This window comes from Sphingomonas sp. KR3-1 (genome assembly GCF_040049295.1).
GTDB lineage: Bacteria > Pseudomonadota > Alphaproteobacteria > Sphingomonadales > Sphingomonadaceae > Sphingomonas.
Window position 1 is genome coordinate 194807 of record NZ_JBDZDQ010000003.1, and the last position, 16588, is coordinate 211394.

The 16588-nt window shown below is 68.5% G+C and carries 16 protein-coding genes; 9 read left to right on the forward strand and 7 right to left on the reverse strand.

The annotated features are described in order from the left end of the window. Window positions 1–44 precede the first annotated feature (44 nt). Both recJ and ABLE38_RS16800 read right to left on the reverse strand, forming a co-directional pair. Window positions 45–1808, reverse strand: a complete 1764-nt coding sequence (recJ, locus tag ABLE38_RS16795) for a single-stranded-DNA-specific exonuclease RecJ (RefSeq protein ID WP_348975397.1) — start codon at window positions 1806–1808, stop codon at window positions 45–47. A gap of 58 nt (window positions 1809–1866) precedes the next feature. Further along, on the reverse strand, window positions 1867–2028 hold the full coding sequence (locus tag ABLE38_RS16800; RefSeq protein WP_348975398.1) for a hypothetical protein: 162 nt from the start codon (window positions 2026–2028) through the stop codon (window positions 1867–1869). A 167-nt stretch (window positions 2029–2195) separates the two neighbouring features. Here ABLE38_RS16800 and smpB point away from each other — a divergent pair, with 167 nt between their 5' ends. The 5 genes from smpB to ABLE38_RS16825 all read left to right on the forward strand — a co-directional run bounded on the left by smpB (window position 2196) and on the right by ABLE38_RS16825 (window position 8420). Further along, window positions 2196–2675, forward strand: coding sequence for an SsrA-binding protein SmpB (smpB, locus tag ABLE38_RS16805; protein WP_348975399.1), 480 nt, complete (start codon window positions 2196–2198; stop codon window positions 2673–2675). Further along, the gene (locus ABLE38_RS16810; RefSeq protein ID WP_348975400.1) at window positions 2668–3219 is read left to right on the forward strand and encodes a DUF2062 domain-containing protein; all 552 of its coding nucleotides are present in this window, start codon (window positions 2668–2670) and stop codon (window positions 3217–3219) included. Before smpB ends, ABLE38_RS16810 begins: the two co-directional genes overlap by 8 nt. Before the next feature lie 219 nt (window positions 3220–3438). Next, window positions 3439–5430: a M13 family metallopeptidase gene (locus tag ABLE38_RS16815; protein WP_348975839.1), complete on the forward strand. Its 1992-nt coding sequence runs from the start codon at window positions 3439–3441 to the stop codon at window positions 5428–5430. A 184-nt stretch (window positions 5431–5614) separates the two neighbouring features. Continuing rightward, on the forward strand, window positions 5615–8014 hold the full coding sequence (locus ABLE38_RS16820; RefSeq protein WP_348975401.1) for a response regulator: 2400 nt from the start codon (window positions 5615–5617) through the stop codon (window positions 8012–8014). 43 nt (window positions 8015–8057) lie between these two features. Continuing rightward, window positions 8058–8420 carry a response regulator gene (locus tag ABLE38_RS16825; protein ID WP_348975402.1) on the forward strand — a complete coding sequence of 121 codons (363 nt, stop codon included), beginning with the start codon at window positions 8058–8060 and terminating at the stop codon, window positions 8418–8420. 3 nt (window positions 8421–8423) lie between these two features. Here the strand turns inward: ABLE38_RS16825 and ABLE38_RS16830 are convergent, their stop codons facing one another. The 3 genes from ABLE38_RS16830 to ABLE38_RS16840 all read right to left on the reverse strand — a co-directional run bounded on the left by ABLE38_RS16830 (window position 8424) and on the right by ABLE38_RS16840 (window position 10324). Further along, on the reverse strand, window positions 8424–9086 hold the full coding sequence (locus ABLE38_RS16830; protein WP_348975403.1) for a hypothetical protein: 663 nt from the start codon (window positions 9084–9086) through the stop codon (window positions 8424–8426). A gap of 57 nt (window positions 9087–9143) precedes the next feature. Next, a complete protein-coding gene (locus ABLE38_RS16835) occupies window positions 9144–9860 on the reverse strand; it encodes an MOSC N-terminal beta barrel domain-containing protein (RefSeq protein ID WP_348975404.1) in 717 nt (238 codons plus the stop codon). A 341-nt stretch (window positions 9861–10201) separates the two neighbouring features. Beyond that, a complete protein-coding gene (locus tag ABLE38_RS16840; RefSeq protein ID WP_348975405.1) occupies window positions 10202–10324 on the reverse strand; it encodes a hypothetical protein in 123 nt (40 codons plus the stop codon). A gap of 230 nt (window positions 10325–10554) precedes the next feature. Between ABLE38_RS16840 and recA the strand changes: the two genes are divergently transcribed. The 4 genes from recA (at window position 10555) to ABLE38_RS16860 (ending at window position 14380) form a co-directional block, all read left to right on the forward strand. Next, complete coding sequence (recA, locus tag ABLE38_RS16845; RefSeq protein ID WP_348975406.1) at window positions 10555–11634, forward strand: recombinase RecA; 1080 nt, start codon at window positions 10555–10557, stop codon at window positions 11632–11634. A gap of 249 nt (window positions 11635–11883) precedes the next feature. Continuing rightward, entirely contained in the window at window positions 11884–13278 is a 1395-nt protein-coding gene (locus tag ABLE38_RS16850; RefSeq protein WP_348975407.1) for an RNB domain-containing ribonuclease, read from the forward strand. Continuing rightward, the gene (locus ABLE38_RS16855) at window positions 13275–13757 is read left to right on the forward strand and encodes a hypothetical protein (protein WP_348975408.1); all 483 of its coding nucleotides are present in this window, start codon (window positions 13275–13277) and stop codon (window positions 13755–13757) included. Before ABLE38_RS16850 ends, ABLE38_RS16855 begins: the two co-directional genes overlap by 4 nt. Continuing rightward, a complete protein-coding gene (locus ABLE38_RS16860; protein ID WP_348975409.1) occupies window positions 13754–14380 on the forward strand; it encodes a glutathione S-transferase in 627 nt (208 codons plus the stop codon). Before ABLE38_RS16855 ends, ABLE38_RS16860 begins: the two co-directional genes overlap by 4 nt. On the opposite strand, the gene ABLE38_RS16865 is transcribed toward ABLE38_RS16860, so the two are convergent. Then, window positions 14371–15222, reverse strand: a complete 852-nt coding sequence (locus tag ABLE38_RS16865) for a rhodanese-related sulfurtransferase (RefSeq protein ID WP_348975410.1) — start codon at window positions 15220–15222, stop codon at window positions 14371–14373. The two genes, ABLE38_RS16860 and ABLE38_RS16865, sit on opposite strands and share 10 nt — an antisense overlap. Then, window positions 15209–16522: a dicarboxylate/amino acid:cation symporter gene (locus ABLE38_RS16870; RefSeq protein ID WP_348975411.1), complete on the reverse strand. Its 1314-nt coding sequence runs from the start codon at window positions 16520–16522 to the stop codon at window positions 15209–15211. The genes ABLE38_RS16865 and ABLE38_RS16870 overlap by 14 nt, the downstream gene beginning before the upstream one ends. Between the last annotated feature and the right edge of the window lie 66 nt (window positions 16523–16588).

Below are 16588 nucleotides of genomic sequence, written 5' to 3' on the forward strand. Positions count from 1 at the left end.
GGAAGGATCGGCGGCGGGTCAAGCATCAGATTGCGCCTCGATGCTTAATCTGCCCAGGCAGCATCCTCGACGTGCAATTCCGCCGCGGGGCGGCTGCCCCAGTCGTCGATCTTCGCGCGTCCGGCGAGCCACAGCTTGCGGTGGCGTGGCGCGGAGAGCAGGGCCTGGCCGAGCTCGGTATCGGCCTGGCGGAACGCCACCGCCTTGATGCTGCGCCCGTCCTGGCCGGCGACGATCAGCCGGACATGTCCGCCCGCACCGACCACATCGGCCTTGATCACGCTCACCGGCCCGGCGACGACGCGCGGCGCCGGCCAGCCCATGCCATAGGGGCCGCCGGCCTCCATCGCATTGACCAGGTCGGGGCAGACCCCGCCCGGTGCGACCACCGCATCGAGCAGCAGCGCGCGCTCGCCCATCGCCTGGGTGACGCGCTCGGCAAGCCGCTCCTCGAGGAATTCGGCGAACGCATCGAGCTTGTCCGCCTCGATCGTCACGCCGCAGGCCATCGCATGCCCGCCGCCGGCCAGGAGCAGCCCGGCATCCTTGGCGGCGATGATCGCGGCACCCAGGTCGACGCCGGGGATCGAACGGCCCGATCCCTTGCCGATGCCGTCCTCGTCGAGCGCGATGACGATCGCCGGCCGGCCGAGCTTTTCCTTCAGCCGTCCGGCGACGATGCCGATCACCCCGGCGTGCCAGCCCTTGCTGGCGATCACCGCTACCGAATGATTGGCCTTCAGGAGGCTGATCTCCTCCGCTTCGGCCTGCACGCCGGCTTCGATCGCGCGGCGCTCCTCGTTGAGCAGGTTGAGCTCCTCGGCGATCGCGCGCGCTTCCTGCGGGTCGCGCGTGATCAGCAGCCGCACGCCCAGGTCCGAGCGCCCGACGCGTCCGCCGGCGTTGATCCGCGGGCCCAGCGCGAAGCCGAGATCGGTGCAGGTCGGTGCGCGGGTGAGGCGCGAGGCCTCGATCAACGCGTTCAGCCCGATATTGCGGCGCTGTGCCATCACCTTGAGGCCCTGGGCGACAAAGGCGCGGTTGAGCCCCTTGAGCGACGCGACGTCCGCCACCGTGCCGAGCGCGACGATATCGAGCAGGTCGAGCAGCTTGGGCTCGGGCCGGCTCGCGAAATAGCCGCGCGTGCGCAGCGTGCGCACCAGCGCCGCACCGAGCAGCCAGGCCATGCCGACCGCCGCGAGATGGCCATGCGCGGCGCCTTCGCCTTCGTCGAGCCGGTTCGGGTTGACCAGCGCCAGCGCCACCGGCAGCTCGGCGGCGCATTTGTGGTGATCGACCACGATCACCTCGGCGCCGGCGTCCTGCGCCATCTGGAGAGCCTCGAAGGCCATGGCGCCGCAATCGACGGTGACGATCAGGCTGGCGCCTTCGCCCTTGAGCCGCACGAGCGCCTCGCCCGAGGGACCATAGCCTTCCATCAGCCGGTCGGGGATATAGGGGCGGGCCTCGAGCCCCAGGTCGCGCAGGAGCAGGATGAGCAGCGCCGCCGAGGTCGCGCCGTCCACGTCGTAGTCGCCGAAGATCGCCACCTGCTCGCGCTTCTCGACCGCATCGGCGAGCCGTTCGGCCGCCTTGTCCATGTCGCGGAAGATCGAGGGGTCGGGCATGAAGGCGCGGATGCTGGGCAGCCGGTGCATGTCGAGGTCCTCGCGCGGCACGCCGCGGGCGAGGAGGAGCTGCGTCACCAGGTCGTCGGGCACCAGCCCGCCGCGCGAGTCGCTGGCCAGACCTCGCCAGTGCCAGGGCTGGCCGGAAATCGAACGCTGGATGTTGAGCACGGCGGACATGCAGGCGGCTATGGCGCAGCGGGGAGGGGGCTGTCCATTCCTCCGCTGCCCCGCGCGCCTAGTCGGCGAGGAGGAAGGGGCGCTCCGCGAGACGGCGGGCATAGAGCCTGGCGAAGTCGCCATGGATCCTTGCGAGGCCCCGATCGGTGGCGTTGCGCGACTTCTCGGCGCTCAGAAGCTGGCGACGTTCGAGATATTCGCGGTCATTTTGCGAGGTCATGGCTAAGCTCCGGCATCAAGCGGCAGCTTTCCAGAATGCTGTCAGTTCGCGCCGGCTTGGTTCGGGGGGCGCCAATAACGTTTCCCTACGCGCATTTGATCCCGATAGCGAACAAATACGGACCGGGCTGGCGCTTCGGCATTTCCGCGCCTACATCGCATCGCCTTATGGCCCGTCCGCGTCCCGCCCAGGAAAAAGTGAAGACCGTCGCCGAGAACCGGCGCGCGCGGTTCGATTATTTCATCGAGAACACCTATGAGGCGGGCATCGCGCTCACCGGCACCGAGGTGAAGTCGCTGCGCTTCGGCGAGGGTTCGATCGCCGAAGCATATGCAGAAGTGAACGACGGCGGCGTGTGGCTGGTCAATTCGAACATTCCCGAGTTCAGCCACGGCAACCGCTTCAACCACGAGCCGAAGCGGCCCCGTAAATTGCTCCTTCATGAGCGCGAGATAAACAAGCTTCACGGCGCGGTCGCGCGCGAGGGCATGACCCTCGTGCCCCTCTCCATCTATTTCAACGGGCGGGGCAGGGCGAAGGTCGAGCTGGCGCTGGCGAAGGGCAAGAAGACGCATGACAAGCGCGAGACGATCAAGGAACGCGACTGGAAGCGGGAGCAGGGACGCATCCTCCGCGACCGTGGCTGATCCCGTTCGGAAATCGCGCTTCGGCCACTGGCTCGACAAGGCGACGCCCAGCCGCGAGTCGGTCGAGGGCAATCGCTGGCTGCGCCCCGTCGCCCACCGCGTGATGCACAGCGCGCTGTGGCGCTTCACCCGGCGCTCGGTGCCGCGCGGCGTTGCGCTGGGCGTGGTGACCGGCGTGCTGGTGCCGATGGGGCAGATTCCCGCCTCGGCGATCCTCGCGCTGCCGCTGCGCGCCAATATCCCGGCCGCCGCGGCGACCACCTTCATTACCAATCCCTTCACCACGCCGCCACTCTGGGTGGCCGCCTATTGGCTCGGCAGCTGGATGCTCGGCACGGGCAGGGCGGTCGAGGCGCAAGTGCAGGCAGTCGAGCAGGGCTGGGGCGACTGGCTGCTCCACCAGGCCGGCCCGGCGACGCTGACGGGCCTGGTGACGATCACCGGCGCGCTCGCGCTGATCGGCTATTTCGGCACTGCGCTCGCCTGGCGGCTGTGGATCGCGCGCAAATGGAAGCGGCGGGCCGAGGCGCGCGCCGCGCGTTGAGCTCTCGGCGCGGAAACAGGATGGAAACAGATTACTGCGCCAGGGCGTAATAATCTTGCGTCGGATCGATTGACGGAGCGTATCAAGCGTCTAAGACAGCGCGGTTCAATCATCTGGGGGTCTCCCATGCGCCTGTCGCTCCTTGCCACCACTTTTCTCGCCGCGCCCGTGCTGCTCGCCGGTTGCGCCGGCACCCATGAAGACGTTGCCAGCACGCCGATGCCGGTCCAGGCCGAGCCGGTGAGCGAGCCCGCGCCGCAGCCCGACAAGCCCAAGCCGGTCTACGGCACCTATGGCTTCGACACGGCCGGCATGGACGCCTCGGTCAAGCCGGGCGACGATTTCTACAACTACGCGAACGGCGCCTGGGCGAAGAACACGCCGATCCCCGCGGACAAGTCGAACTACGGCGCGTTCAACATCCTGGACGACAACGCCAAGAAGCAGACGCACGACATCCTCGAGGCGGCGAAGGCCGATCCCAGCTCGAAGATCGGCACCGCCTATGCGACCTATCTCGATACCGCCGCGATCGATGCCAAGGGCCTCGCGCCCGCCCAGGCCTGGATCGACCAGGTCAAGGGCCTCAAGTCGAAGGCCGGCTATCCGGCGCTGATCGCCGCTGCCCGCCGCAACGGCGTCGGCGTTCCCTTCGGCGCCTATGTCGGCCAGGACGACAAGGATCCCGACGTCTATGCGCTGAGCCTTGGCCAGGCCGGCCTCGGCATGCCCGACCGCGACTATTACCTGTCGAAGGACGCCAAGTTCGTCGAGACCAAGACGGCATATGAGAAGCACCTTGCCGCGCAGCTGACCAATGCCGGCGAGCCCAACGCCGCTGCGCGCGCCAAGGCGATCGTCGATTTCGAGACGCAGATCGCCGCGGTCCAGTGGACCCGCATCGAGAGCCGCGACGCCAACAAGACCTACAACAAGATGACCGTCGCCGCGCTGCAGAAGTCGGCGCCGGGCTTCGACTTCAAGGCGTTCTTCGCTGCCGGCAAGGTGCCGGTCGATAGCGTGATCGTTGCCCAGCCGAGCGCGATCACCGGCATCGCCAAGCTGGTCGGCGCCGCGCCGCTCGGCGTGCTCAAGGACCAGCTGCTCGTCCGCACGCTCGACAATTTCTCGGACGTGCTGCCGAGCAAGTTCGACAAGGAGCAGTTCGCTTTCTACGGCACCACCCTCTCGGGCACGCCCGAGCAGGAGGAGCGCTGGAAGCGCGCGGTCGACTTCACCACCGGCGCGCTGTCGGACGATGTCAGCCAGGTCTATGTCGCCAAATATTTCCCGCCCGAGACCAAGGCGGCGGCAGACCAGCTGGTGAAGAACATCATCGCCGCGATGGACGCCCGCATCGACAAGCTCGACTGGATGGCGCCCGAGACCAAGGTCAAGGCGCACCAGAAGCTCGCCGCCTTCACGCCCAAGATCGGCTATCCCGATCGCTGGCAGGATTACGGCGCGCTGACGATCACGGCTGGTGACGCTTTCGGCAACAACGTGCGCGCCAACAATTGGCAGTATGACGACAATGTCTCGAAACTCGGCCAGCCGATCCGCCGCTGGGAGTGGGGCATGACGCCGATGACGATCAACGCCTATGCCAATCCCGGCATGGTCGAGATCGTCTTCCCGGCCGCGATCCTGCAGCCGCCCTTCTTCGATCCGAACGCCGATCCTGCGATCAACTATGGCGGCATCGGCGCGGTCATCGGCCACGAGCTGAGCCACCATTTCGACGACCAGGGCGCCAAGTACGACATGCACGGCCGCCTGACCGACTGGTGGACGCCGGCGGACGTCAAGGCGTTCAAGGAGCGCACCGACGCGCTGGTCGCCGAGTATGACCAGTATGAGCCGCTGCCGGGCATGCATGTGAAGGGCGCGCTGACGCTCGGCGAGAACACCGCCGACCTGGCCGGCCTGACCGTTGCCTATGACGCCTACAAGAAGTCGCTGAACGGCGCCGAGGCGCCCGTGCTCGACGGCACCACCGGCGATCAGCGCTTCTATCTCGGCTGGGCCCAGGTGTGGCGCCGCAACTATCGCGAGGCGAACCTGCGCCAGCGCCTGCTCACCGATCCGCACTCGCCGTCGGTCCAGCGCACCTGGGTCGTCCGCAACCTCGATCCCTGGTACGGCGCCTACAACCCCGATCCGGCGACCAAGCTGTTCCTGGCGCCCGGCAAGCGCGTCCGGATCTGGTGATCTGAAGAATTCCCGCTCCCTTTGGGAGCGGGAAGGGGCCCGCGAGCGAAGCGAGTGGGAAGGGTGAGGGTCGACATTTCCGTTCGACCCTCACCCTTCCGCGCCTTCGGCGCTCCCTCCCTCTCCCAATGGGAGAGGGAATTGGCGGCTTGACCCGCGCCCTTTGACCGAACATCGGTGGCGCATGGCCACGCTGCCCGCCCATTCCAGCCCGATATCGCCGTCCCGCCGCTGGCTGCCCTTTGCGGCGGCGATCCTCGCGGGCATCCTGGCGGGCGCGCTCATCCTGCTCACGCTAAACGATCGCGCCGTCGCCGTCGGCTTCGTCGCGGCCGGGCTGCTCGCCGCCGGCACTTTATGGGGGGCGCGCAAGCTCTTCCACGCCGATGCCGTTGCCGACCAGCCGGTCGACTGGTCGGTTGCCCAGGCGCTTGCCGCCGCGAGTGACGATGCGCTCGCCGTCACCGACCGCGCCGGCCGCCTGGTCTGCGCCAACAGCCGCTTCGAGGCGCTGTTCGCCGGCTGGCCGACCCCACCCAACCTGCCCTTGAGCGACGCCGCGGTCGCCGCGCTCGGCACCGCCGCCCGCACTGCCTGGCGCGACGGCGAGGCGCGCGAGGACAATATCCAGGTGTTCGGCGCGCCCGTCTCCACACGCATTCAGCGTGTCGGCGAGGAGTCGCTGGTCTGGCGTTTCATCGGCGTCCAGGCGCTCGACCTTGCCAGCCAGACCCAGGCGCTGATCGACGGCCATACCGGCGACCGGCTCGGCTCCTCCGGCATCATGGCCGCGATGGTCTCGCCCGAGGGGCGCGTCCGCGCCGCCAACCGCGTGTTCCGCCTGCGGGCAATGGGCAGCGGCGAGGCGGCGGTCGAGGGCCGCGACTTCGCGCGCTTCCTGATCACCGACTCGATGGGCCTGGTCCGCTTCGAGCGCGAGGGGCTCGAGGGCACGCCGCTCCGCGTCCTCCAGATCCCGTTCCTCGACGGCGAGGATGCGCCGCTGCTCGTCGCGCTGCTCGACGAAGAGAAGGGCAACGCGACGACCCCTGCGATCGGCGCGAGCGCCGGCGCGCATGTCCGCTCGCTGATCGCCTTGCTCCCGCTCGGGCTCGCGCTGGTCGATCGCGACGGCCGCTTCGTCAGCATGAATGATGCGTTCGTCCGTGCCACCCGCGTCAATGCCGCCGCGCCGCCGCTCTACCCCGGGGACTTGATGGTGCGCGAGGACAAGGCGGCGCTCGCCGATGCGGTCCGCCGCTTCGCCGGGGGCGCGCCGCAATCGGCCGAGATGACCGTGCGCCTGGCCGATGCGCCCGAGGAGCCGGTGTCGATCGGCCTCGCCGGCGCGCGCGGCCTCGGCGATGCCGCGGTGCTGATCAGCCTCAAGGATTCGGGCGAGGAGTCGAAGCTCAAGCGCCAGGTCGCGCAGGCGACCAAGATGCAGGCGGTCGGGCAGCTCGCCGGCGGTGTCGCGCACGATTTCAACAACATCCTGACCGCGATCATCGGGCACTGCGACCTGATGCTGATGCGCCATTCGCCCGGCGACAGCGACTATGACGACATCCAGCAGATTCGGGCGAACTCGAACCGCGCCGCCTCGCTGACGCGCCAGCTGCTCGCCTTCTCGCGCCAGCAGACGCTGCGCCCGCAGCTGCTCCAGCTGCCGGACGTGATTTCCGAGGTATCGAACCTGCTCAAGCGCCTGCTCGGCGAGACGGTGCGCCTCGAGGTCAAGCATGGGCGCAACCTGGGCCCGGTGCGCGCCGATCCGGGGCAGCTCGAGCAGGTCGTGGTCAATCTCGCGGTCAACGCGCGCGACGCGATGCTGTCGAAGAATCCCAATGGCGGCGGCACGCTGATCATCGAGACCAGGGCGGTGCCCGCCTCGGATGTCCGCCGGATGGACGACGACGTGCTCCCGGTCGGCGACTATACCGCGCTGCGCATCGCCGACACCGGCACCGGTATCCCGCCCGAGATCCTGCCCAAGATCTGGGAGCCCTTCTTCACCACCAAGGAAGTGGGCAAGGGCACCGGCCTCGGCCTCTCCACTGTCTACGGCATCATCAAGCAGTCGGGCGGGTTCATCTTCGCCGACAATCCGCCGGAGGGCGGCGCCGAGTTCACCATCTACCTGCCCGTCCATGCCGCGACCGAGGCACCCGTCGCCGCCAAGCTGCCCGGCATCAAGGAGAAGCCCGCCGACACCTGGGGCACCGGCACGATCCTGGTGGTCGAGGACGAGGACATGGTCCGCGCCATCGCCGAGCGCGCGCTGGCCCGCCAGGGCTATACCGTGCTCACCGCGGAGAACGGCGAGGCGGCGCTCGAGCTGCTCGAGACGATCGACCGGCCCGACCTGCTGATCTCCGACGTTGTCATGCCGGTGATGGACGGGCCCAGCATGGCCCGGAAGGTCCGCGTCAAATATCCCGACCTGCCGATCCTCTTCATGTCGGGATATGCCGAGGAGCAATTGCGCAAGTCGATTGATCTGGAGCAAGTTTCCTTCCTGCCCAAACCCTTTTCGGTACAACAACTTGCCGAAGCGGCGCGGGATGTGCTGCCCCCGAAATAAACCCTTGGCGACGGGCGGTTTTCCTGCGATGTGATCGGCCACTATGCCGCAGTCGCAAAAGATACTGATCGTCGAGGACGAGCCGCTCATCGCGATGATGCTCGAGGATTTTCTCGATGCGCTCGACCGCGGCGTCGCCGGCACGGCGGACAGCGTCGCCACTGCGCTCGAAGTGATCGAGGCGGGCGGCGTCGATGCCGCGATCATGGACGTGAACCTGCGCGGCGGCGAGACCAGCTGGCCGATCGCCGATGCGCTGACCGCGCGCGGCATCCCCTTCGTGCTCGCCACCGGCGGGGCAGGGGACATGATCGCCGAGGCCTATCGCAACCGCCCGGTGCTCTCCAAGCCGTTCACGATGGACAGCGTCGAGAAGGCGCTCGACAGCCTCTTCGCGGCGAGCTGAGCCTCACTCCCGTAACAGCTGATCGACGCTCTTGCCCGAGGCCAGCGTCGTCGCGACCTTCCGCCGCGCATCATGATAGGCCAGCCCGGGCGTCTGCGTTCCCGCCGCCTTCAGCGAAGCGGCCTGCGCATCGGATAGGCTGCTCTCCTGCGCCACGAAGTCGCAATAGCCCTCCACCTTCCAGGTGGCGAAGCTGCGTGCCGCCAGCCCGTAGCGCCGGTTGATCAGCAGGTGGACGGTCTCGTGCGCGATCGTGCCGCTCAGCGTGCGCCGGTTGCCGATCGCGGCGCCGTTGCGGACCGCGTCCTCGGCGCTCGACGCCTGGTTGAGCACGATGCTGCTCGAGAAGGGCCGCGTCACGGCAAAGGCGCCGTGCGAGCTCGGCAGCGATAGCAGTGCCCAGCGCCAGCCGCCATCGGTGAGATAGATCGCGCGCGGCCCCAGCGGCGCGGCGATCGCGCTGGCTGCGTCGAGCCTGGCAGCGCGATCGAGGATCGCCTGCATCCGCGGCGCGATCGGATCGACCGAATAGACGGTGACCTCGCCGAACTGCGCGCGGTGCGGGAAGGCGAGCACCGACGGCGCGTAGAGCATCGTGCCCAGCGCGGCGGCGGTCCCGACGGCGATGCCGCCCAGCCAGCGGTTCCAGGTGCGAAGATCGGCCATGATTCCCTCCCGTGCGGCCACGCTGCCCAAGCGCGCCGGGTATGTCGAGGCCGAAAGCTAGTCCACCAGCCACACCGGATCCCCGATCCGGATCAGCCCCGGCCGCGCCGGCCCCGCATAGACGCCGTATGCATTGCCGAACGCCTGCGCGACCGTGCGCAGCACGCGCGGCTCCTTGGCGCCGGTCACCGGGTCGATCGTCACGATCACGCAGCGGGCGATCGGGTCGGCGCATTGCACCACGGCCCCGTCCTCCTCTCCGCCGAACGCCAGCCGCCGACCCTGCCACTGCGTCGCCGGCAGGTCGCTCTCGACGATCACGTTGATCCGGAAGCGGGCGATGTCGAGCGTGCAGCCATGCGCCGCCTCGAGCGCGGCGTGTCCGGCAGTCGACTGGATCGAGACCGGCATCGAATCATAGCAGCCGCGCGCCACCTGGATCAGCGATGCCGGTTCGCCTGCGCCCGCCTCGAGATGCCCTTTGAGCAGCGGGTCGTGGAGCGAGAGCGTCGCGCCGTCGGGCGTCTCCACCAGCACTGCGCTCGTCTTGGGCTTGCCGGGATCGGCGAAGCGCGCGCGGTGCAGCACCATCGCCGGCACTTCGCGCGCCGTCAGCCAGGGAAAGCGCGTGCCGTTGGCGGCGCGGACGAAGGCATATTGCCGGTCGCCCTCGATTCCCTGCCAGTCGAGCTCGGCCACGCCGAGCTGCTCGCCGGCCATCGACTTGACCGGAAAGCGATTGAGCGCGCGAACATGGCCGACGATGCGGGGCATGCGCGCCGGGCTAGCGGCGCTTCGCTCCCGCGGCAATCCGCCTCAGTGCATCCCCCACAGCGCCACATTGGCGGCGCCGCGTCCGCGCCCCCGCGCGTGTCGTACCAGAAATCGACGCGCCGCAGGCTCCGCCGGCCGGCGCCGCGCAGGTCGATCACGCGGCTCTCTCCGCCCTGGGGGATGTTATAGCGCACCGGAATGTTGTCGGGTGCGCCATTGTCATAGGTCACCACCAGCTTGGCCAGCTGCAGCGGCGCGTCGCGCACCTTGAACTTGATCCGGCGGAAATTGTCGTACGGACCCTGCACCCGGATCGTATCGTGATCGGCGGTGAACCGTGCCTAGGTGGCGCCGAGGAAGCGCCAGCTGCCGGCGGGGCCGGGGGCGGGGCGGCTGACCTGCTGCGCGGCGATCGCGCCGGAAGCGGTCATGCCGGCCAGCAGCAGCAAGGGAGCGAATTTCATGAGCGCGTCCTCCGTGTCGCTTGGCCTAGCCGTGCATGCCGGCGCGCGGCATCGGGGATAGCCTTGGCCGCGCCGCGATTTTCCCCCGATCCGCGCCTGGGGGAACGAGAAGAACGATTATGGAACAAAAATTTTCGTTCCGCTCTTGTTCCGTGAGAACAAACGCGATACATGCCGTTCCAACACAGGTTGATGCAGCGTGCTAAACCTTCTAGCGACGGGGACTTCCAATGGCAGCTTCGCTCAAGGTGATTGACGGCAACATGGCGATTTCTTCGGACAAGCAGAAGGCGCTCGACGCCGCACTCGCGCAGATCGACCGCGCATTCGGCAAGGGGTCGGCGATGAAGCTCGGCTCCAAGGAGGCGATGCAGGTCGAGGCGATCTCGACCGGCTCGCTCGGGCTCGACATCGCGCTCGGCGTCGGCGGCCTGCCGCGCGGCCGCGTGATCGAGGTCTATGGCCCGGAAAGCTCGGGCAAGACCACGTTGGCGCTGCATGTCATCGCCGAAGCGCAGCGCACCGGCGGTGTCGCAGCCTTCGTCGATGCCGAGCATGCGCTCGATCCGGTCTATGCCAAGAAGCTGGGCGTCAACATCGACGAGCTGATCGTCTCGCAGCCCGATACCGGCGAGCAGGCGCTCGAGATCGTCGATACGCTGGTCCGCTCGAACGCGATCGACGTGCTGGTGGTCGATTCAGTCGCCGCGCTGGTGCCGCGCGCCGAAATCGAAGGCGAGATGGGCGACAGCCATGTCGGCCTCCAGGCCCGGCTGATGTCGCAGTCGCTGCGCAAGCTCACCGGCTCGATCAGCCGCTCACGCTGCATGGTGATCTTCATCAACCAGCTGCGCATGAAGATCGGCGTGATGTACGGCAATCCGGAGACGACGACCGGCGGCAACGCGCTCAAGTTCTACGCTTCGGTCCGCCTCGACATCCGCCGCACCGGCCAGATCAAGGACCGCGAGGAGATCATCGGCAACACCACCCGCGTGAAGGTGGTGAAGAACAAGGTGGCGCCGCCGTTCAAGCAGGTCGAGTTCGATATCATGTACGGCGAGGGCATCTCGAAGATCGGCGAGATCCTCGATCTCGGCGTCAAGGCCGGGCTCGTCGAGAAGTCGGGCGCCTGGTTCTCGTATGACAGCGTCCGCATCGGCCAGGGCCGCGAGAATTCGAAGAATTTCCTCAAGGACAATGACGAGCTGCGCGAGCGCCTCGAAAAGGCGATCCGCGCGCGCACCGAAAAGGTCGCCGAGGGACTTATGACCGGTCCCGACGCCGATGACGGCGACGACGATCTATAATGGATTTACAGGCCGCGCCCGCGTGCGACGCGTGAGGCAGCGATCACGGGCTCAGACCCATTGGAAGACCCGGCGCGTTGCCCCGCGCCGGGTCTTTCCCGTTGGGGGCCTCGCGCGCACGCGCGTGAATGTCGCGGCTTTTGTGACCTTTCGGACTCCGCGCCGTGTTGGATTGCTTGTGCGGCGGAGCGCGCTTTGGCGTGAACTTCGTGGACTTTGCAGCGGCGCCTGGTGCGGTAGGATGGCCCGATGAAGGCGGTTCTCGATCCCGATCGCGTGCTGGCTGGCGGGCTCGCCGCCATCCGCGGCCAATTCCATGTGCCGGAAGGTTTTCCGCCCGAGGTCCTGGCCGCCGCCGAGGCTGCGGCGCGGCGAGTCCCGGACGCGCATGTCGATCGGACTGCGCTGCCGCTGGTCACGCTCGATCCGGCGCGCTCCACCGATCTCGACCAGGCCTTCACGATCGAGGCCAGCGGCAGCGACTTGCTGCTGCGCTATGCGATCGCCGATGTCGCCTGGTTCGTCCGGGATGGCGACCCGGTCGATGCCGAGGCCTGGCGGCGCGGCGCCACGCTCTATCTGCCCGATGGCAAGGCCGGTCTCTATCCGCCGGTGCTGAGCGAAGGCGCGGCCAGCCTGTTGCCGGATGGCCCGCGCCCGGCGGTGCTGTTCACCGTCCGCGTCGCGCCGGATGGATCGGCGACGCTCGAGGATGCCGAGCGCGCCTTGGTGGCGAGCCGCGCCAAGCTGGGGTACGAAACCGCCACCGCTGCGGACCTGCCGCCGCAATTCGCCGAATTCGCCTGCCGCATCACCGTTGCCGAGGCGCGTCGCGGCGCCGCCCGCGTCGATCCGCCCGAACAGGAAGTCGTCCAGCGCCCCGACGGCGGCTATGCGCTCGCCTTCCGCGCCCGCCACGCTTCCGAGGACCAGAATGCCGCGCTGTCGCTCGCGGCCAACCTCGCCATCGCCGACGTGCTGCGCGCGCACCGAACCGGCCTGTTCCGGGTGATGGCCGAGCCCGATGCCGCGGCGGTGCTGCGCCTGCGCAACACCGCCCGTGCGCTCGGTGTCGCGTGGCCCGAAGCCCAGCCGCTCGCCGCGTTCCGCACCGGCCTCGATGCGGCGGACCCGCACCAGGCCGCGTTGATGCTGGCCATCCGCCGCGCCGGGCAGGGGGCGAGCTATGCGCCGTGGCGCGCGGACGCGCCGCCCTGGCATGCCGCGGTCGCCGCGTCCTATGTCCACGCCACCGCGCCGTTGCGTCGCCTGGCGGATCGCTATGTCATCCGCGCGACGCTGGCGATCATGGCCGGTGACCCGGTGCCCGAAGCCGTCACCCAGGCGTTCGAGCGCCTGCCCCGGGTGATGGGCCGCGCCGATGCGCTCGGCGGCCAGATCGACCGCGCCGTGATCGACCTTGCCGAGGCGGTGATGCTCGACGGCCGCGAGGGCGAGACCTTCGCGGCCGTCGTCACCGATATCGATGCCCGCGGCGCGCGGATGCAGCTCGCCGACCTGCCGGTGGTCACGCGGATCGATGCGCCGGGCGCCGCGCCGGGCAGTCCGCTCAGCGTCCGCCTCGTCGATGCCGATCCAGCCAATCGCGCGGTCCGGTTCGAAGCCGTGGGAGCCCAGCCATGATCCCTGCCGATCCCGCCGACATCGACGCGACCGGGGCGCAGGTAGAGGCTTTCATCGCGCGCTTCACGCCCGACATCGCCGAGCGCGTCCGCGCCGGCCGCGCCGTGCTCCGGGCGCGGCTGCCCGGTGCCAACGAGCTGGTCTATGACAATTACAACGCGCTTGCGATCGGCTATGCGCCCGGCCTGAAGAGCACCGGCGCGATCCTCAGCCTGGCGGTCTATCCGCGCAACATCCTGCTCTATTTCCTGCCCGGCATCGGCCTGCCCGATCCGGAAGGCATGCTCCAGGGCGACGGCCGGCAGGGTCGCTATGTCTGCCTCACGCAGGTCGCGCTGCTCGACGAACCCGCGATCCGCGCGCTGATCGCCGCCGCGTTCGATCAGGCGTCGGCGCCCTTGCCGCCGGCCGGCGGACGTACCATCGTCAAGTCGATCGCGGCCCGGCAACGCCCGCGCCGCCCAGGGGAGCCTGCATGACCGTCATCGTCCACCATCTCGAAAATTCCCGCTCGCAGCGCGTGCTCTGGCTGCTCGAGGAGTTGGGGCTGCCCTATGAGGTCAAGCGCTATGAGCGGAACAAGGCGACGATGCTCGCCCCGCCCGAGTTGCGCCGCATCCATCCGCTCGGCAAGTCGCCGGTGATCGAGCATGGCGGCAACGTCATCGCCGAGACCGGGGCGATCGTCGAATATCTCGTCGAGCTCGGCGACGGGCGGCTCGGCAAGCCCGGCCACCGCGAGGATGCGCTGCGCTGGCGGCACTTCCTCCATTATGCCGAGGGTTCGCTGATGCCGCCGCTGTTCACCAAGCTGGTGCTGAGCCGGGTGCCCTTGTTCGGCAAGATGGCGCAGAAGAAGTTCCAGCCGATGATCGACGTGCATCTCGACTATGTCGAAGCCGAGCTGGCCGCGCGGCCCTGGTTCGCCGGACCCGACTTCACTGCGGCCGATGTGATGATGAGCTTCCCCCTCGAAGCCGCGGTCGCTCGCGCCGGCGCCACCCAGGGCCGGCCGAACCTCGCCGCCTGGCTCGACCACATCCACGCCCGCCCGGCCTACCAGGCCGCCCTCGCCGCCGGCGGGCCCTATGCCTATGCCTGATCGCGGAAGGCGAGATCGTCGCAGGCGGGGCAGGGGGCGTCCTCGCCGGCGATCAGCCCCTGGCAGCGCGGGCAGAGGCTGCGGTTGCGGGGCTGGAGCGCGTGATCGACGGTGACGCGCTGGTCGAACACGAAGCACTCGCCCTGCCAGCGGCTCTGCTCGGGCGGGACCTGCTCGAGATAGGCGAGGATGCCGCCCTTGAGGTGGTAGACCTCGTCCAGCCCCTCGGCCTTGAGGAAGGCGGTAGACTTCTCGCAGCGGATGCCGCCGGTGCAGAACATCGCGACGCGCGGCATCGCCCCGGCCTTTTCGCGCTCCTCGCGGAAGCGGCGGAACCAGGCGGGGAACTCGCGGAAGCTGCGCGTCTCCGGGTCGATCGCGCCGCTGAAGCTGCCCAGAGCGACCTCATAGGCGTTGCGGGTGTCGATCACGATCGTATCGGGGGCGTCGATCAGCGCGTTCCAGTCCTCTGGCGCGACATAATGGCCGACGCCGGTGAGCGGATCGATGTCGGGCTCGCCCATCGTGACGATCTCGCGCTTCAACCGCACCTTCATCCGGTCGAAGGGCAGTGCCGCGGCGCGCGATTCCTTCACGTCCAGGCCTGCGCAGCCGGGCAGGGCGTGGATATGGTCGAGCAGCGCGTCGATCGCCGCGTCGCTGCCGGCCACCGTGCCGTTCAGCCCTTCGTTGGCGAGCAGCAGCGTGCCCTTGATGCCCAGGCGCTCGCACAGCGCCAGCAGCGGCGGGCGCAGGCTTTCGACATCGGGGAAGCGGGTGAACTGGTAGAGCGCGACGACGCGGATGGGCGCCGCCGCATTGTCGGGGTCAGGACTTGCCATAATCCTCGAAGCTGTCGACCTCGGTCGCGGCGCCGTCAAGCGGCTTGACCGCGGGTTCGGCGATGCCGGGCGCATCGAGCTGGCCCTCCCAGCGCGCCACGACGGTGCTGGCGACGGCATTGCCGATCACGTTGGTCGCGGTGCGGCCCATGTCGAGGAAATGGTCGACCGCGAGGATCAGCAGGACGCCGGCCTCGGGGATGTTGAAGTGGCTGAGCGTGCCGGTGATCACCACCAGGCTGGCGCGCGGCACGCCGGCGATGCCCTTGCTGGTGACCATCAGGATCAGCAGCATCTGGATCATCGTCATCCAGTCGAGATGGATGCCATAGGCCTGGGCGATGAAGATCGACGCGAACGTCATGTACATCATCGAGCCGTCGAGGTTGAACGAATAGCCGAGCGGCAGCACGAAGCTGGCGATCTTGGGCGGCACGCCGAACCGGTCGAGCGCATCAAGCGTGCGTGGATAGGCGGCTTCGGACGAAGCGGTCGAGAAGCCGAGCAGGATCGGATCGCGCAGGTAGCGCAGCAGCGTGGCGGTGCGCGGACCGACGATCAGGAAACAGGCGCCGATCAGGCAGGCCCAGAGGATCGCCAGGCCGAGATAGAAGCTCGCCATGAAGAAGGCGAGGTCGCGGACGATGTCGAGCCCCTGCGTCGCCAGCGCCTTGGCGACGGCGCAGAACACTGCGACCGGCGCGAACAGCATGACATAGCCGGTGACGGTGAGCATCACCTGGACCAGCGCCTCGAGCCCGCGGACGAGCGGCGCGCCCTTCTCACCCACCGCGGCCAGGCCGACGCCGAAGAAGATCGAGAAGATCACCAGCTGGAGGATGTCGTTGGTCGCCATCGCGTCGACGCCGCTGGTCGGCACGATGTGGATGAAGAACTGGGCGATATCGAACGGCTTGACGTCGACGGCCTCGGTGACCGCGGGCAGCGGCAGGTTGATGCCGATGCCGGGGTGCAGCGCGTTGACCAGGATCAGGCCGAGCGTAAGCGAGACGAGGCTGGCGCTGACGAACCAGAGGAACGCCTTCAGGCCCACCCGGCCGATCGCGCCGCCGCCGCCCATATGGGCAATGCCGACCACCAGTGTCGAGACGACCAGCGGGGCGATGATCATCTTGATCAGGTGGAGGAACATCTGGGTGGGGATGTCGAGGCCATAGGCCCAGCGCTCGATCGCCTTGGCGCCCTCGGGCGAGCCGGCATAGGCGGTGTTCAGCCCCCAGCCGAGCAGCCCGCCGAGCAGCAGCGCCGCCAGAATGAACCAAGTAAGTCGCTTGCCCAAGATCAGGCCCCCCTAAAAATCCGTCGCGCAGGCAAAGGGGATTGCGTGCGCCGGGTCAAGTCCTCG

Bases quoted from the DNA above. Each gene is read 5' to 3' on its own strand.
- ABLE38_RS16820 (WP_348975401.1), top strand. From the start codon at position 5,615: ATGGCCACGCTGCCCGCCCATTCCAGCCCGATATCGCCGTCCCGCCGC.
- ABLE38_RS16865 (WP_348975410.1), bottom strand. From the start codon at position 15,222: ATGGCAAGTCCTGACCCCGACAATGCGGCGGCGCCCATCCGCGTCGTC.
- ABLE38_RS16830 (WP_348975403.1), bottom strand. From the start codon at position 9,086: ATGGCCGATCTTCGCACCTGGAACCGCTGGCTGGGCGGCATCGCCGTC.
- recA (WP_348975406.1), top strand. From the start codon at position 10,555: ATGGCAGCTTCGCTCAAGGTGATTGACGGCAACATGGCGATTTCTTCG.
- ABLE38_RS16855 (WP_348975408.1), top strand. From the start codon at position 13,275: ATGATCCCTGCCGATCCCGCCGACATCGACGCGACCGGGGCGCAGGTA.
- ABLE38_RS16850 (WP_348975407.1), top strand. From the start codon at position 11,884: ATGAAGGCGGTTCTCGATCCCGATCGCGTGCTGGCTGGCGGGCTCGCC.
- ABLE38_RS16860 (WP_348975409.1), top strand. From the start codon at position 13,754: ATGACCGTCATCGTCCACCATCTCGAAAATTCCCGCTCGCAGCGCGTG.
- ABLE38_RS16825 (WP_348975402.1), top strand. From the start codon at position 8,058: ATGCCGCAGTCGCAAAAGATACTGATCGTCGAGGACGAGCCGCTCATC.
- ABLE38_RS16815 (WP_348975839.1), top strand. From the start codon at position 3,439: ATGCCGGTCCAGGCCGAGCCGGTGAGCGAGCCCGCGCCGCAGCCCGAC.
- ABLE38_RS16840 (WP_348975405.1), bottom strand. From the start codon at position 10,324: ATGAAATTCGCTCCCTTGCTGCTGCTGGCCGGCATGACCGCTTCCGGC.
- smpB (WP_348975399.1), top strand. From the start codon at position 2,196: ATGGCCCGTCCGCGTCCCGCCCAGGAAAAAGTGAAGACCGTCGCCGAG.
- recJ (WP_348975397.1), bottom strand. From the start codon at position 1,808: ATGTCCGCCGTGCTCAACATCCAGCGTTCGATTTCCGGCCAGCCCTGG.
- ABLE38_RS16800 (WP_348975398.1), bottom strand. From the start codon at position 2,028: ATGACCTCGCAAAATGACCGCGAATATCTCGAACGTCGCCAGCTTCTG.
- ABLE38_RS16835 (WP_348975404.1), bottom strand. From the start codon at position 9,860: ATGCCCCGCATCGTCGGCCATGTTCGCGCGCTCAATCGCTTTCCGGTC.